Raw genomic sequence first — 15456 nt, 5'->3', positions numbered from 1 at the left:
CGGGCCGGGCCGTTCCGGGTGATGAGGCTGTCGGGACGGCCGGGGCCGGGCATCCGGTCCGGAATCCGGGTTCACGATCCGGTTTCCGCGGGTAGGCGGGTGAGCACCATGCGTAGTCGGCGGTGGCAGGAGGAACAGGTATGAGCGGTCGGTCGGCAGGGACGGCGGACGACGGCGGCGCGCAGTCCGCGCCCCCGTACGAGGAGGCCGATGTCATCTTCCACGGCGGGGAGATCGTGACGGCGGCCGCCGACTCCCAGGAGTCCGACCCGCGCCCCGAGGCGGTGGCCGTCAAGGACGGTGTCATCGTCCACGTCGGTGACCACCGGGAGGCCGTCGAGCGCTGGCAGGGGCCGCGGACACAGGTGCGCGACCTCGCCGGCCGCGCGCTGCTGCCCGGGTTCATCGACGCCCACGGCCACCTGGGCGGGATCGGGCTGCAGGCCACCCTCGCCAATCTGCTGGCCGATCCCGACGGCGACGTCACCGACATCGCCTCGCTCCAGGAGAAGCTGCGCGCGTGGGCGAGGAGCCCGGTCGGCGCGTTCTCCCAGTGGATCATCGGCTTCGGCTACGACGACGCGATGCTCGCCGAGGGCCGCCACCCCACCCGCGAGGACCTGGACAAAGTGTCCACCACCCGCCCGGTGCTGGCCATCCACCAGTCCTTCCACCTCGGGGCGGTGAACAGCCGCGGCCTGAAGGAGCTGGGCTACACCAGGGCCATCGCGGACCCGGACGGCGGTGTCATCCGCCGCCAGCCCGGCCCCGTGGCCCGGCCGTTCGGCGAGCCGAACGGCGTGCTGGAGGAGACGGCCTTCGGTCCGGCCTCCGAGAAGGCCACCGCGGGCCTGCCGTTGACCGCGCTGGCCGCCCTCTTCAGCAAGGGCGTCGCCTCGGCCGCGAGCTTCGGCTTCACGACCGTCCAGGAGGGCGGCGCCACGCTGAAGAACCTGAAGGCCCTGCGGGACGCCGCCGCGCTCGTGCCGTTCAAGATCGACGTCGTGGCCTACGCCCGGGCCGACGAGGCGACCGCCTCACCGGAGCCGGACCCGGTCGGCGCGAGCCGGGAGTACAAGCGGGGCGTGCGGGCGGCCGGGGTGAAGATGTACCTGGACGGCTCCCCCCAGGGCCGGACCGCCTGGCTCACCAAGCCCTACGAGGAGCGGCCGGAGGGCACGCCCGAGGGCTACCGCGGCTACCCCGCCATCGAGGACCCCAAGGTCGTGCTCGACCAGGTGCGCACCGCGTACGCCAGGGGCTGGCAGGTGCTCGCCCACGTCAACGGGGACGCCGCGATCGACCAGTTCACCGAGGCGGTCCAGGCCGCCGCCGCCGAGGATGAGGAGGCCGGCCCCGTCGACCGGCGGACGGTGGCGATCCACGCCCAGACCGCCCGCGAGGACCAGATCGACGCCTTCGCCCGCCTGGGCGTCATCCCGTCGTTCTTCTCCATGCACACCTTCTACTGGGGGGACTGGTACCGCAAGACCGTCCTCGGCGAGGAGCGGGCCGCCACCATCTCCCCCGCCCGCTGGGCCGTCGACCGGCAGATGATCTACACCTCCCACCACGACGCCCCGGTGGCCCTGCCCAACTCGATCGCCATCCTCTCCAGCCAGGTCACCCGCCGCACCCGCACCGACCGGGTCGTGCTCGGCCCCGAGCAGCGCGTGTCGGCCCTCGACGCGGTCAAGTCCATCACCATCCACGCCGCCCACCAGTACTTCGAGCAGGACCGCAAGGGCAGCATCGAGGTCGGCAAGCTCGCCGATCTGGTGATCCTCTCCGCGAACCCGCTGACGGTCCCGCCGGAGGAGATCAAGGACATCAAGGTCGCCGAGACCATCAAGAAGGGAACCACCATCCACTCCGCCACCGGTGCGAACGCCGACGACCCCGGCTCCGCCGGGCTCGAAGTGCCCACCGACTACCAGTGGCACGGCTGCTGCTGACCGCGCGGCCCGTCCCGCCGGGTCCGGCCCCCACCCGGCGGGACGGACGACCACCCCACCGCGATGACCGAGAGGAGGTGCCGGGCGGCGGGGTGTCAGCGCGGCTCGGAGCGGAAGGCCCGGCGGTAGGCGCCCGGTGTGGTGCCCACGGTGTCCAGGAAGCGCCGGCGGAGATTGGTGGCCGAGGACAGGCCGACCCGGCGGGCGACGGCGTCCACCGGGAGGTCCGAGGACTCCAGCAGCTCCCGGGCGGCGGTGATCCGCCGGGCGAGCAGCCACCGTCCCGGGCTGGTGCCGACCTGTTCGGCGAAACGGCGGGCCAGGGTACGGGTGGAGCAGCCGGCGCGGGCGGCGAGGTCCTCGACGGCCAGGGGTTCGTCGAGCCGCCCGCCCGCCCACTCCAGGAGCGGTGCGAGCGAGCCCTCGATCTGCGCGGGGCGGGGCGGCGCGGAGTACTGGAGCTGCCCGCCCTCGCGGTGCGGCGGCATGACCATGTTCCGGGCCACGTGCGCGGCGTACCCGGCCCCCTGGTCGGCGCGCACCAGGTGCAGGCACAGGTCGATCCCGGCCCCGGCGCCCGCGCTGGTGGCCACGTCGCCGTGGTCCACGTACAGCACGTCCGGATCGAGGCGCACGGCCGGGAACCGCGCGGCGAAGTCGCCCGCGAGCGCCCAGTGCGTGGTCGCCGAGCGGCCGTCCAGCAGGCCCGCGTGGGCCAGGGCGAAGGCTCCGGAGCAGATGCTGATCACGCGCGCTCCGCGCCGGTGCGCACGGCGCAGCGCGCCCGCGACGGCGGGCGAAGGGGCCTCGCCGACGGGCAGCCACCCCGGGACGACCACGGTGTCCGCCCGTTCGAGAGCCTCCAGGCCCGCGGTGACGAGCATCGCGTATCCGGCGCGGGTGGCGACCGGGCCCGGGTGCTCGGCGCACACGCCGAACTCGTACCGGACCGGAAGACCGCGCCGCTCGATCCCGAACACCTCAGCCGCGCAGGCGAGTTCGAAGGTCGACTGCGGCGCGTGGACGAGAGCCGCCACACGATGCATGGCAGAAAAATACCCCAGGGCGTCGATCGGGACACGGGGCGGGACCGCGGTCCGCGGCCCCGTGCCGGTCAGGACCGCGTCGCGGCCGCTCCGGCCCTCACCCCCCGGCCGGGCAGGGCGCGGTCGGCCGCGGCCTGCACGGTGTCGAGGTCCTCGGGGATCTCGGCCCCGGCGACGGCGTCCGGCAGCTCGTCCTCCATGTACCGCAGGGGGCGGTAGCGCAGGCCCAGGACGCCCCAGACGACCAGCAGCACCCCGCAGGTGACGAGGAGCAGGCCGGTGCCCCGGCCGGGCCCGAGGCCGACCACGCGTCCCGCGGTTCCCGCCAGCACCCCTCCCGGGTTCAGCAGGCCCGCGAAGTACTCGGCGAGGGGTGGGGCGCTGAGGAAGGCCAGCGGGGTCATCGCGACGGCGAGCATCTGGTTGGTGGCGAGCACCCGGCCCTGGAGGTCCGGGCCGGCCTTGAGCTGGATGATGGCCAGCCAGTGCGCGTTGAGGATGCTCATGGACGCCCACCAGACGAGTGCGCCCACGGCCGCCAGCGTCACCGACGGACGCAGGCCGACCAGGACGACGCCCAGGCCGACGCCGCTCACGAACCCGGTCATGCCGGTCGCCCGCCGCGCGGTGCCGCCCCAGAGCGCCACGATCAGGCTGCCCGCCACCGCCCCCGCGCCACCGACCGCGGTGACCACGCCCACCGCCGTGGTGCCGCTGAAGGCGAGCAGGCCCGGGACCGTCAGCGTCACCGCGAGCGTGCCCAGGTAGTTCTCCACCATGAAGAACACGATCATGACCAGCAGCGGGCGCCGCCGGGCCAGGAACCGCCAGCCGCCGACGACGGTCCGGGCGAAGGACTCCTCCTGCCGGCGGAAGAGCCGGTCGGGCAGGCGCACCCACAGCAGCGCGGCCAGGCCGACGAGGAACGACGCGACGTCCGCCGCCACCACCCAGGGCAGGCCGACCAGCCCGATCAGCGCGCCGCCGGCCAGCGGGGCGATCAGCGTCCCCAGGCCGGCACCGAGATTGGCCAGCCCGTTGGCCTGCACCAGGTAGGGCTTGGGGACCAGCTGGGCGACGGCCGCCAGGTAGGCCGGTCGCCGGAACGCGGTCACCAGCGACATGACGCCCACGATCAGACCGGCCTGCCGCAGCGCCAGGCCGCCGCTCCACAGCGCGGCCACCAGGGACACCGTGGCGGCCGCGGAGACGGCGTCACAGGTGAGCATGACCCGGCGGCGGTCGATCCGGTCCGCCACGGCGCCGCCCAGCGGCCCCGCGACGATCGCCGGGAGCATGGCGAGCATGCTGATCAGCGCGTAGTCGAAGACCCGCCCGCTGCGCTGGTAGGCCCAGACGCCGAGGGCGAAGGAGGTCAGCGCACTGCCGATCAGGGAGACCGTCTGGCCCGCGGCGAGGAGGTAGAAGTCCCTGAGGTCACGCCGCGCCCCCCGGCCGACCACCGTGACCTCGGCAAGCGGCTCCGGCGGCCGGCCGCCGGCCCAGGCTCCGAGCCGCTCGCCGACCAGCGCCGCGAGCTGGCCGGCCTGGTGCTTGAGGAAGTAGTGGCCCGCTCTGGGGAGGGTGGCCAGCTCCACCCGGTCGGCGAAGGCTCCCCACTCCGCGAACCGCTCCTCGTAGAGCTCCGTGGACCGGTCGCGTTCGCCGATCACGCAGAGCACCGGGGCCCGTAGCCGGCGGGTGTCCGGCCGGGTCAGTTCACCGGTGAACCAGCCCTGCGCCTGGTCCACGTCGTGCCGCAGGGCGCGCAGCATGGTCCGCCGTGCCGCCTCGGCCGCTTCCCCGTCGCCCTCGCCGTCGTCCATGCCGCCGAGGGTGCGCAGGAAGTCCCGGTAGGCCCGGTCCGACGTCCAGCGGGTGGCCGGGAACCTGCGGCGCAGCCAGGTCGACAGACGCCCCGGCAGCCGCGCGCCGGGAAGGCTCCCGCCGACCAGCAGGCCGGTCACCGGGACGCCCCCGGCCTCCAGACGCAGCGCCAGTTCGGTGGCGGCGGCGGAGCCGACACAGTGGCCGTACACCGCCACCGGGCCTGGCCGGCCCCCCGGACCGGGGAGCGCGGCGGCCACCTCGGCCAGTTCGGCGACGACCCGGTCGATCAGCACGGTCAGCGGGAGCAGCGGCTCGTCCGGCCGGGCCGGATCGTGTCCCGGCAGTTCCACGGCCAGTACGGCCGCGCCGGGGATCGCGGTGGCCAGTTCGGTGGCGAGCGGGCCGTAGGAGGCCGCGGAACCGCCGCCGTAGGGGAGGCAGACCACGGTGACGGTCGGGAGCCGGCCGGGCGGGGGACCCGCCAGCCGGTGCAGCAGGCGGCGCTCGCCGTCGGGCCCGGCCGCCCCGGCCGCGTCGAGGAACGCGGCCAGCTCGCGGACGGTCGGCCGGGTGAACAGGTCGATCACCCGGAGCGCCGGGTCGATCGCCCGGACCGCGCGCACCGCCCGGAAGGAGTCGCCGCCCAGGGCGAAGAAGTCGTCGTCGATGCCGATGCCGTCGGCCGCGCCCGGTTCGAGGACCTGTGCCCAGGCCCGGGCGACGCGCAGCTCGGTCGGCGTGCCCGGGGCGGCGTGCCCGGGGCCCGCCGCCGGCTCGGGTACGGGCAGGGCCGACCGGTCCACCTTGCCGTTGGGGTTGAGCGGCAGCGCGGGGAGCACGACGATCGCCGAGGGCACCATGTGGTCGGGCAGCCGCCCGCGCAGGGCCGTGCGCACGCGGGCGACGTCGACGGCGGACGCGGGCGCCGCGGGAGTCACCCAGGCGGCGAGCCTCCGGGCGTGGGCCTCGCCGACCGGCAGCACCACCGCCTCGGCGAGCTCGGGCAGGTCACGCAGCGCGGCGGCCACCTCGCCCGGCTCCACCCGGTAGCCGCGGATCTTGACCTGGTCGTCGATCCGGCCGAGGAACTCGAACAGGCCGTCCGCGGTCAGCCGGACCCGGTCCCCGGAGCGGTAGCACCGCGCGGTGCCGGTCACCGGATCGGGGACGAAGCGCTCGTCGGTCAGGTCGGGCCTGCCGTAGTAGCCGCGCGCCACGCTCGGCCCGCCGATCCACAGCTCGCCGGGCACCCCTGCGGGCAGCGGCCGGCCCTCGGAGTCGACCACGTAGCAGTCCACGCCGGCCAGTGGCCGGCCGATCGGCACCGTCCCCGCACGCCGGGCCGGCGGGATCTCCTCCACGGCGCAGCCGAGCACGGACACCGTGGTCTCGGTGGGGCCGTAGTGCACCTGCACGGCCAGCTCGGGCCGCGCGGTCCGGATCCGGGCCACCAGGTCCCAGGAGCACGCCTCTCCCGCGAGGACGAGCAGCCTGCGGGGCAGCACGCGGCGGAGATCCCCGTGGGCGGCGAGCAGTTCCAGGTGGCTCGGCACCATCTTGACCGCGTCGACCGGGTGCGCCTCCAGGTACTCCCCGTACGCCTCCGGGTCGGTCGCCACCTCACGGTCCACCAGGTGGACCGTGCCGCCGGTGGCCAGCGCCCCGAACAGGTTGGTCAGGCCGAGGTCCGCCGCATGGGTCGACACCAGGGCGAACGAGCCCCCCGCGACACCGCGGTCGGCCAGTCGCTCCGTCACCGCGTGCAGGTAGTGGACGATCTGCCGGTGTTCGACGGTGACGCCCTTGGGGCGGCCGGTCGAGCCCGAGGTGAAGATCAGGTAGGCCGGTGCGGCCGGATCGGCGGCCACGCCCGGTGCTCCGCGGGGCTGTTCCGGTGCCGGACCGGGAGCGGACGGGTCGTCGAGGACCAGCGGCTCCGGGCCGGTGCCCGCGGTGTCCGGACCGGACGCCGGGAGGCGCTGCGCGAACTCCCGCTCCGTGAGGACGACTCGCGCGCCCGCCGTCGACAGGATGTCGGCCAGCCGGTCGTCCGGGTACGCCGGGTCGAGCGGCAGGTAGACCGCGCCGGCCTTGAGGGTGGCGAGCAGGGCGACCACCAGGGGTGTCCGGCGGTCGGCGAGGACGGCGACCGGGTCCTGAGGTCCGACCCCGGCCGCGAGCAGCCGGTGCGCGAGCCGGTTCGCCCGCCGGTCCAGCTGTCCGTAGGTGAGTTCACCGTCCGGGCCCACGACCGCCGTCGCGCCGGGCCGTTCGGCCGCCCAGCGCTCGACCAGGGCGTGCAGCGGCCGGGTGAGGTCGAACTCCCGGCGCGGCCCGGCGAGCAGCGGTCCGGCCACCGGCTCCAGCGCCACCTCGCGCACGGGGCGGTCGAGATCGGACAGCACGCCGTCCAGCAGGGCCGCGTACCACTCGGTGATCCGCTGCGCGGTGTGCCGCTCGAAGAGGTCGGTGCGGTAGATCAGCGACCCCTCGTAGGTGTCGCCGGTGCCGATCGAGGAGGTGCCGCTCGACGACGTGCCGATCGAGGAGGTGGCCGTGAACGCCAGGTTCAGGTCGAACTTGGCCGTCGTCGCCGGCGGTGCGAAGACCCTCGCCGCCAGGCCCGGGAAGCGCGGCGCGACCGCCGGGGTGTCGATCACGTTGAGGAGGACCTGGAAGACCGGCGTGGTCGAGAGGTCGCGGGCCGGGCGCAGCCGGTCCACGATCCGCTCGAACGGGACGTCGGTGCGGGCGAACGCCTCCAGCGCCACGGCGCGTACCCGGGCCAGCAGTTCGCGGCCGCTCGGCCCGCCCGACAGGTCGGTGCGCATGGTCAGGGTGTTGATGAAGAAGCCGATCGTGTGCTCGGTGTCGGGGTGCCGTCGTCCCGCCTCGGGCACGCCGACCGGCACGTCGTCGACGCCCGACAGCCGGGCCAGCAGCTCCTGCCAGACCGCGAGCAGCACCATGAACGGCGTGCAGCCGGCCTCGGTGGCCCGCCCGCGCACCTTGGCGGTCAGGGCGGCCGGCAGGATCACCGGCAGTTCCGCGCCGGTCCGGTCCGCGACCGCCGGGCGGGGCAGGTCCGTGGGCAGGTCCAGGACCGGCTCCAGGCCGGACAGCGTACGGACCCACCAGGCCAGGTCGGCCTCCGCGCGCCCCGCTTCCTCAGGCCGCCGGGCGGTCCAGTGCGCGTAGTCCGCGTACTGGACCGGTGGCGGTGCGGGAGCCTCGGCCAGCCCGAGCCGCGCCGCGTAGAGCGCCGCCAGTTCCCGCACCGCCACGGCCCTCGACCAGGCGTCGAAGGCGAGGTGATGGACCGTCAGCGCCAGGACGTGCTCATCGGGGCCGAGCCGCAGCAGCGTCGCCCGCAGGGGCGGTTCGACGGCCAGGTCGAAGGGCCTGCGCAGTTCCTCCAGCAGGCGGCGCTCCAGCGACTCCCGCCCGCCCGGACCGGTCAGATCGGCCTCGGCCAGCGGCACCGCCTCCGCCGGGCCCGCCACCGCCAGCGGCTCGCCGTCGGTCTCGGCGACCAGGCTCCGGAGGACCTGGTGCCGCTCGGCGAGATCCCGCACCGCACCCAGCAGCGCCGCGGCGTCCAGCGGTCCGTGCAGGTGCAGTGCGACCGGGATGTGGTAGGCGGTGCTCTCCGGATCCAGCTGGGTGAGGAACCACAGCCGTGCCTGCGCGGCCGACAGCGGGGCCGGGGCGTCCCCGTCGGGCCGGGCGGGTATCGCCGGGGTGCCGCGGGCGGCGGTGCGGCGGGCCGAGGCCAGCCGGGCGCGCAGCGCGTCGGCGAGCCGGGGATCGTGTCGCCCGGCGGACACCTCGGTCATGCGGCACCGCCGGCGGTGTGGGCGGCCGGGGCGGCGAGTCCGGCCTGGTCGGCGGATTCGGCGGCTTCGGCGGGATCGGCGAGATCACCGGCTTCGGTGAGCTCGGCCAGCAGCAGAGCCTCCAGCCCGGCGGCGAAGTCGGCCAGGCGCGGGTGCTCGAACAGCAGCCGCACCGGCAGATCGAGTTCCAGTGCCGCCGTCAGCCGGCCCGTGACCCGGGTGGCCGCCAGCGAGTGCCCGCCGAGCGCGAAGAAGTCGTCGTGGGCGCCGACCTCGGCGACCCCGAGCACGGCCTCCCACACCTCGGCCACCAGCAGCTCGGCCTCGGTGCGCGGGGCGATCCGGCCGCCGCCGGATTCTCGGCCGGGCGCCGGGAGGGCGCCCCGGTCCACCTTGCCCGAGGCCGTCAGGGGCAGGGCGTCGAGCACGACCCACCGCCGGGGCACCATGTGGTCGGGGACGCGGCTGCGCAGGCGCTCCTCCACCGCGGACGTGTCGAGGAGGTCCTCGGTCACCGCCGAGGGACCCACCGCGAGGTAGCCGACCAGGTGGGCGTCCGCGCCGTCGCCGAGGACCACGACGGCCGCGTCCAGGACCGCCGGTTCCGCGCGCAGGGCGGTCTCGATCTCGCCGAGCTCGATCCGGTGGCCGCGCAGCTTCACCTGCTGGTCACGGCGGCCCAGGAAGTCGAGGGTGCCTCCTCCCCCGGCCTCCGGCCGGAGGGACCCCCATGGCCGCCAGCGGGCCAGATCACCGGTCCGGTAGCGCCGTGCGCCCGGTGCGAACGGATCCGCGGTGAACGCCGCCCCGGTCGCGTCGGGCCGGTTCCGGTAGCCCCGGGCGACGCCCGCGCCGCCGATCCACAGCTCCCCGGCCACTCCCGGCGGCACCAGCCGGCCCATGGCGTCCAGCACGTAGGCCGTCTCCCCGGCCAGCGGGCGGCCGATCGGCACCGCCTCGCCGACAGGAGCCTCCACCCGCGCCATGGTCGAGTAGACCGTGCTCTCGGTGGGCCCGTAGGCGTTCCACAATTCGCCAGTCCGCGCCAGGAGTTCACCCGCCAGCCCGGGGTCCAGCGGCTCGCCGACGCTGATGACGCGCACCCCCGGTCCCGACCACCGGGCGGCGACCAGCATCCGGAGCGTGGTCGGCGTGGCGGTCATCAGCGTCACCCCGGCCCGCTCGACGAACCGCGCGACGGCATGCCCGTCCACCGCGGCCGCGCGGTCCAGGACCGCCAGCCGCAGCCCGCAGCCCAGGCTGACCCAGAGTTCGAACCCGAACACGTCGAAGGCCGGTGACGTGAGACCCAGCATCACGTCGTCGGGCCGGACGCCCGGCGTGATCCGCATCGCGGCGACGAAGGCCGCCAGGTTCGCGTGCGTGACCTCCACGCCCTTGGGCAGGCCGGTCGAACCGGAGGTGTACAGCACGTAGGCGAGCCCGTCGGGCGCCGGCTCGGGCAGGCTCGTGGGTCCCGGGTCGGTCGGACCGCCCACGTCGAGGACCCCGGCGCCGACCGCTCCGGCCAGCTCACCGGCGAACGCGAGGGTCTCCCCGGCGGCGATGACCACGCTCGCCCCGGAGTCGGCGAGCCGGCCGCGCAGCCGTTCGACGGGCTGGTCCGGCTCCAGGGGAACGTAGGCCGCACCGGCGCGCAGGACGCCCAGCAGGGCCGCGGGCAGGTACCGGTCGCGGGGCAGGCAGACCCCGACGGTGAACGCCGCCGGTCCGGCCGCGGGCACGGACGCTCTCGTCGCGAGCAGGGCCGCGGCCACCCTCCGGGAGCGTTCGGCCAGTTCCGCGTAGCCGAGTTCGCCGGCCGCGTCGGAGGTGGCCACCGCGTTCGGCCGCCGGGCGGCCTGTTCGAGAACGGCCGCCACCACGGTCCGCGGACCGCCGGCCGGAAGCGGGAGCCCGGTGCCGGCGGCGAGCAGCGCGGCCTTCTCCGCCCCGCTCACCAGGGCGAAGGCCGACAGCGGGAGGTCCGGATCGGCCGCCGCGGCGCGCAGGATCCGGAGCAGCCGATCGGCGAACGCCTCGGCCTCGGCCGGGCCGAACCTGTCCACGTCGTACTCGATCTGGAGATCGGGGCCCCGCACCGTCTCGTTGAGGAACACGGTCAGCGCCGCCTGCGTCCCGCCGCTGGTCACCTCACCGAGCAGTTCCAGACGGACGCCGTCCCGCTCCACCGCGACCGGGAGACCGGCGGGCTGGACCGAGAGCACCACCGGGGTGCCCAGCGAGCCCCGGGGGTGTTCGATGCCGGCCGCCTCGAAGGCGTCCTGCACGGTGAAGCCCGGATGGTCCATCACGCGGGCCGTCGTGGCGGCGGCGCGGCCGACGGCGCTCCGGAAGGGCTCCCCCTGCGCCAGTCCCAGCCTGATCGGTCTGATGCCGACCAGGGGTCCGACGACCGTCTCCAGCTCGGGGTGCGCCCGGTCCGCCACGGCCGCGCCCAGCACGACGTCGGACCGGCCGGTGAGGCCGGCGACCAGCAGACCGAGCGCGGTCAGCAGCACCGCGAACGGAGTGGATCCGCAGTCGGCCGCGAGCTCGCGCAGCAGGGCGGCCGTCCCGGCGTCGAGGGGACGGGACAGCCGTTCGCCGACCAGCCGGCCGGGGCCCGCGGGCGCGGCGGCGAGGACGTCCTGCGGCGGGACGGCGTCCGCCAGCTCCCGGGCCCAGAAGGCCCTCAGCCGCGCCACCCGGTCGGGCCGGGCGGCCAGCGCGCGCTCGTGCAGCGCGAGGTCGCCGACCTGGACCGGCGGCGGCGTGATGTCCGGGCCGTGGCCGGCCCGGCGGTCGGCGTGGTCCGCATGCTCCGGGCGCTGCGGCCCGCCGCCCGGGCCGGCGACCAGCTCCGCCATCAGGACGCCGATCGACCAGCCGTCGAACGCCACATGGTCGGTCACGACGACCAGTTCCGCGTCGTCCTCGTCGAGCCGGAGCAGCGTGGCCCTGAGCAGCGGTGTCTCGGTGGCCAGGTCGAAGGCGTGGCTCGCGGCCGCGCGGGTCAGCTCGGCCGCCCGGCTCGCCCGCTCCGCCCCGGGCACTCCGCGAAGATCGTGCTCCTCGAACGGCACCGGGGCCGGCGGGCGGACCAGCGCGACCGGTTCCTCGTCGACCGCCCGGCCGGTGGCGTCCACCCCGACGCCGGCGGCCCGCACGACGCTGCGCAGCACCTCGTGCCGCTCGGCCACCGCGTCCAACGCGGCCCGCAGCCGCGCCGTGCCCGGCCGTCCGCGCAGGCGCAGCCGGAAGGCGATGGTGGTGGCGCGCTCGCCGGAACCGACCTGCCGCAGCAGCCGCATCCCCTGCTGCGCGGACGTCAGCGGGTAGCTGTCCCGCCCGGCATGACGGACCAGCGCGGGCTCCGGCGCGCCGCCCGGGCGCTTCTCCGCCCCGGCCCGCAGCAGCGACGCGAGTCCGGCGACGGTGGGCGCGGCGAGGAAGGCCGTCAGCGGGACGGCCGTCCCGAAGTCGCGGCCCAGGACGGCGCAGACGCGGGCGGCCGCCAGCGAATGCCCGCCGAGCGCCCCGAAGTCGTCGTGGACGCCGACCTCGGCCAGGCCGAGGACACCGGCGACGGTCCGCGCGATCCGCCGCTCGGTGTCGGTGCGCGGGGCGGCGTACTCGGTGTCGACCGCGCGGCCGAACTCCACCCCGGCCAGCGCGGCGCGGTCGGCCTTGCCGGTCGGTCCGACGGGCAGGCGGTCGAGGACGGCGATCCGGGAGGGGACCAGGTGGTCCGGCAGCCGGTCCCGCAGCCAGGCCCGCAGCCGCGCGCCGGTGAGCGTCCGGTCGGACGACTCCGCATAGCCCACCAGGAGCCGGGTGCCGTCCTCGTCGGCCGGCGCGAGCACCACGGCGTGCCGGACGGCCGGATGCCCCGCGAGCGCCGCCTCGACCTCGCCCGGCTCGATCCGGAAGCCGCGGACCTTCACCTGGTCGTCGATCCGCCCGGCGAAGTGGAGGAGCCCGTCCACCCGCCGCACCAGGTCGCCCGTCCGGTAGTGCCGCACTCCGGCGGCGTCCGTGACGAACCGTTCGGCCGTCAGCTCCGGTCCGGCCAGATAGCCCCGGGCGACCAGCGGACCGGACACCCAGAGTTCCCCGGTCTCGCCGTCGCCCAGCGGGTTTCCGGCGCGGTCGCGGACCGAGAGCCCGCTCCGCGCGTACGGCAGCCCGATCGGCGGCTCCGCCCGCCCCTCGGCGGGCACCTCGTGCGTCACGCAGCTCACGGTGCACTCGGTCGGGCCGTAGCTCTGGACGACCCGGCGGACGCCGGCGTTCGCGTGGATCCGGTCCGCCAGGGCCCGGGTGAGCGGCTCGCCGCCCGCGCGGACGGTGCGCACGCCCGGTGGCAGCGGCTCACGGACCAGCGCGGCCAGCACCGACGGCGTCCCGTAGACCAACGTGACCTCGTCGCGGGCGGGAAGGGCGGGCAGCGCGAGCAGGTTCTCGGCCAGGATCACCGTCCCGCCGCAGAGCAGCGGGAGGAACAGCTGGGTCACCGACGGGTCGAAGCAGACCGACGTCGCGGCCAGCATCCCGCGCAGTTCGGCGGCCGAGTACACGGAGGACTCCCACCGCAGCAGGGCCGCCACGTTGCGGTGCTCGACCACCACGCCCTTGGGCCGGCCGGTCGAGCCCGAGGTGTACATCACGTACGCGGCGTCGGTCGGCTCGCCGGCGGTGCCGGGGTCGGCGCCCTCGCCGGCGTCCGGGCCCACCGCGTCGACGAGCAGCGGGTCGGCGCCGGTGGCCCGGAGGACGTCGCCGCGGCGCCGGAGGACGGCCGCCGAGGAGACCAGGTGGGAGATCCCGGCGTCGGTGGCGATGAACTCCAGGCGGTCCGCCGGGTAGGCCGGATCCAGCGGCACGTAGGCCGCACCGGCCTTCCAGACCCCCAGCAGGGCGGGGATCAGCCACTCGTCGCGGTCCAGGCAGACGCCCACCAGCGAACCCCGCCCGGCCCCCCGGCGGCGCAGCTCGCGGGCCACGGCGGCGGCCCGGCGGTCGAGTTCCGCGTAGGTGGTCCGGACCGTCCCCGCCACCACGGCGACGTCGTGCGGAGCCCGTCCGGCCCTTTCCCCGATCGCGTGGTGCACCTGGCCGGTCCTGAACGTGCTCGCCGACGTCACTGCCGGTCCCCCTTCCTGAGCTCGCCATGACACCGGAATCAGCCCTGTGGGGTACTCCGGCGCAGGCGTGTGTCGAGTGCTGGTCGGTTGCTGTCGTCGCTGCTGCGCACGGTCGGGCGACCCGGGAACGTCGGCTCGAAGGCGTCCGGGGAGGGCTTCCGGCGGCGCGCCCACCGTACTTGGCCGTCTCCGGTGGGGTCCAGGGCTGTGATCGTCAGGAAGTGGCCGTTGCGTACGGCGGCCCCGCGGGGGTAAAGGGCCTCGGCGCGGACGGCTCGTCGCACCCGGCGGGCTGCTGCGGGGTGATGCAGTGGATCCCGCCGCCGCTCGCCCCGGGTTCCTCCGACGCCTCCTCCGCCCGCGTCCTCCGACCGATCCGGCGGCATCGGGGCCGGGCCGGCGAGGCTACCGATGAGCCATCGTCAACTCAATTGAATTCAAAGGTCGTTGCAGCCTGCAAAACGTACTTTGCCGGATCTTGACTCGGATGAACGCGGAACGGTTCAGTGTGCGCCAACATCCTTCCTCACGGCGCCTGTCGGCCGACCCGGCCCCCACCGGGTCCGTCCGGCGTGCCGTGGTGCACGAAAGGGAAACTCGTGCTCAGAACCCGTATGAAGGCGCTGCTGGCCGGCCTGCTCGCGACAGGCTCCCTGGCCGCCGCGGCCTTCATGCCCGCGACGGCCTCCGCCGCCACCCCCACCGCGGCGGACGATTGCGCGATCGCACCCGGCTGGTCGCAGGGCGCCAACTACCAGGCCCGCGACATCGTCAGGTACACCGACGGCCAGGTCTACGTCGCCCAGCGCGACAATCCCGGCTACAACCCCACGGTGAGCACGTACTACTGGGCGCCGTACACCTGCGGCACCGGCGGCAATCCGTACCCCAACAGCTTCGTGGTGAGCGAGGCCCAGTTCGACGTGATGTTCCCGAACCGGAATCCCGCCTACACGTACCAGGGCCTGGTGGACGCCATGGACGCCTTCCCGGCGTTCGCGCACACCGGTGACAGCACGATGCGCAAGCAGGAGGCCGCGGCCTTCCTCGCGAACATCAGCCACGAGACCGCCGGGCTGTACTACATCAAGGAGGTCAACGAGGCGAACTACCCGCACTACTGCGACGCCGACCAGCCCTACGGCTGCCCGGCCGGCCAGTCGGCGTACTACGGGCGCGGCCCGATCCAGCTGAGCTGGAACTACAACTACAAGCGGGTGGGCGACTTCCTCGGCATCGACCTGCTGAACAACCCCTGGCTGGTGGAGACCGATCCGGCCGTCGCCATGATGACGGCCCTGTGGTACTGGAACACCCAGGACGGCCCGGGCCCGATCACCGGGCACGACGCCATGATCAGCGGCGCGGGCTTCGGGCAGTCGATCCGCTCGATCAACGGCGCGCTGGAGTGCGACGGCAAGAACCCGCGCCAGGTGGAGAGCCGGATCAACCGGTACAAGGCGTTCACGCAGATCCTCGGCGTCCCGACGGGCTCCGGCATCTCCTGCTGATCCTCCCTCGGCATGCGGCCGCGGGCCGGGCGGAGCGCCCGGGAGCTGGCCTTCCCGTACCACCCGCACGTGACGGTGGCGCACGGGCTCGCGGACGACGTGCTGGACCAGGCCCACGAGCAGGCCCGGTC

The 15456-nt window shown here is 75.3% G+C and carries 5 protein-coding genes and 1 pseudogene; 2 read left to right on the top strand and 4 right to left on the bottom strand.

From position 1 onward, the window contains the following. Positions 1 to 140: 140 nt before the first annotated feature. On the top strand, positions 141 to 1955 hold the full coding sequence (locus ABT093_RS31285) for an amidohydrolase (RefSeq protein WP_350570171.1): 1815 nt from the start codon (positions 141 to 143) through the stop codon (positions 1953 to 1955). A gap of 95 nt (positions 1956 to 2050) precedes the next feature. Here ABT093_RS31285 and ABT093_RS31280 read toward each other — a convergent pair whose 3' ends face one another. The 4 genes and pseudogenes from ABT093_RS31280 to ABT093_RS41065 form a co-directional block, all read right to left on the bottom strand. After that, positions 2051 to 3001, bottom strand: coding sequence for a GlxA family transcriptional regulator (locus ABT093_RS31280; RefSeq protein ID WP_350570170.1), 951 nt, complete (start codon positions 2999 to 3001; stop codon positions 2051 to 2053). Between the two features lie 68 nt (positions 3002 to 3069). Next, positions 3070 to 8667, bottom strand: a complete 5598-nt coding sequence (locus tag ABT093_RS31275; RefSeq protein ID WP_350570169.1) for a non-ribosomal peptide synthetase/MFS transporter — start codon at positions 8665 to 8667, stop codon at positions 3070 to 3072. Next, positions 8664 to 12614 (bottom strand): amino acid adenylation domain-containing protein, encoded by a 3951-nt coding sequence (locus ABT093_RS31270; RefSeq protein WP_502884355.1) that lies wholly within the window; start codon positions 12612 to 12614, stop codon positions 8664 to 8666. Before ABT093_RS31270 ends, ABT093_RS31275 begins: the two co-directional genes overlap by 4 nt. Continuing rightward, positions 12591 to 13727, bottom strand: a pseudogene (locus ABT093_RS41065) (amino acid adenylation domain-containing protein); the annotation flags it as partial. The pseudogene ABT093_RS41065 and the gene ABT093_RS31270, both read right to left, overlap by 24 nt. A gap of 686 nt (positions 13728 to 14413) precedes the next feature. Between ABT093_RS41065 and ABT093_RS31265 the strand changes: the two are divergent. Continuing rightward, positions 14414 to 15325, top strand: a complete 912-nt coding sequence (locus tag ABT093_RS31265) for a glycoside hydrolase family 19 protein (protein ID WP_350570166.1) — start codon at positions 14414 to 14416, stop codon at positions 15323 to 15325. Positions 15326 to 15456 lie beyond the last annotated feature (131 nt).

The sequence above is a fragment of the Kitasatospora sp. NPDC002551 genome, from assembly GCF_040296005.1.
GTDB lineage: Bacteria > Actinomycetota > Actinomycetes > Streptomycetales > Streptomycetaceae > Kitasatospora.
Note: the sequence above shows the minus strand (reverse complement) of the source record. Positions and strands in the feature narration are given on the sequence as shown.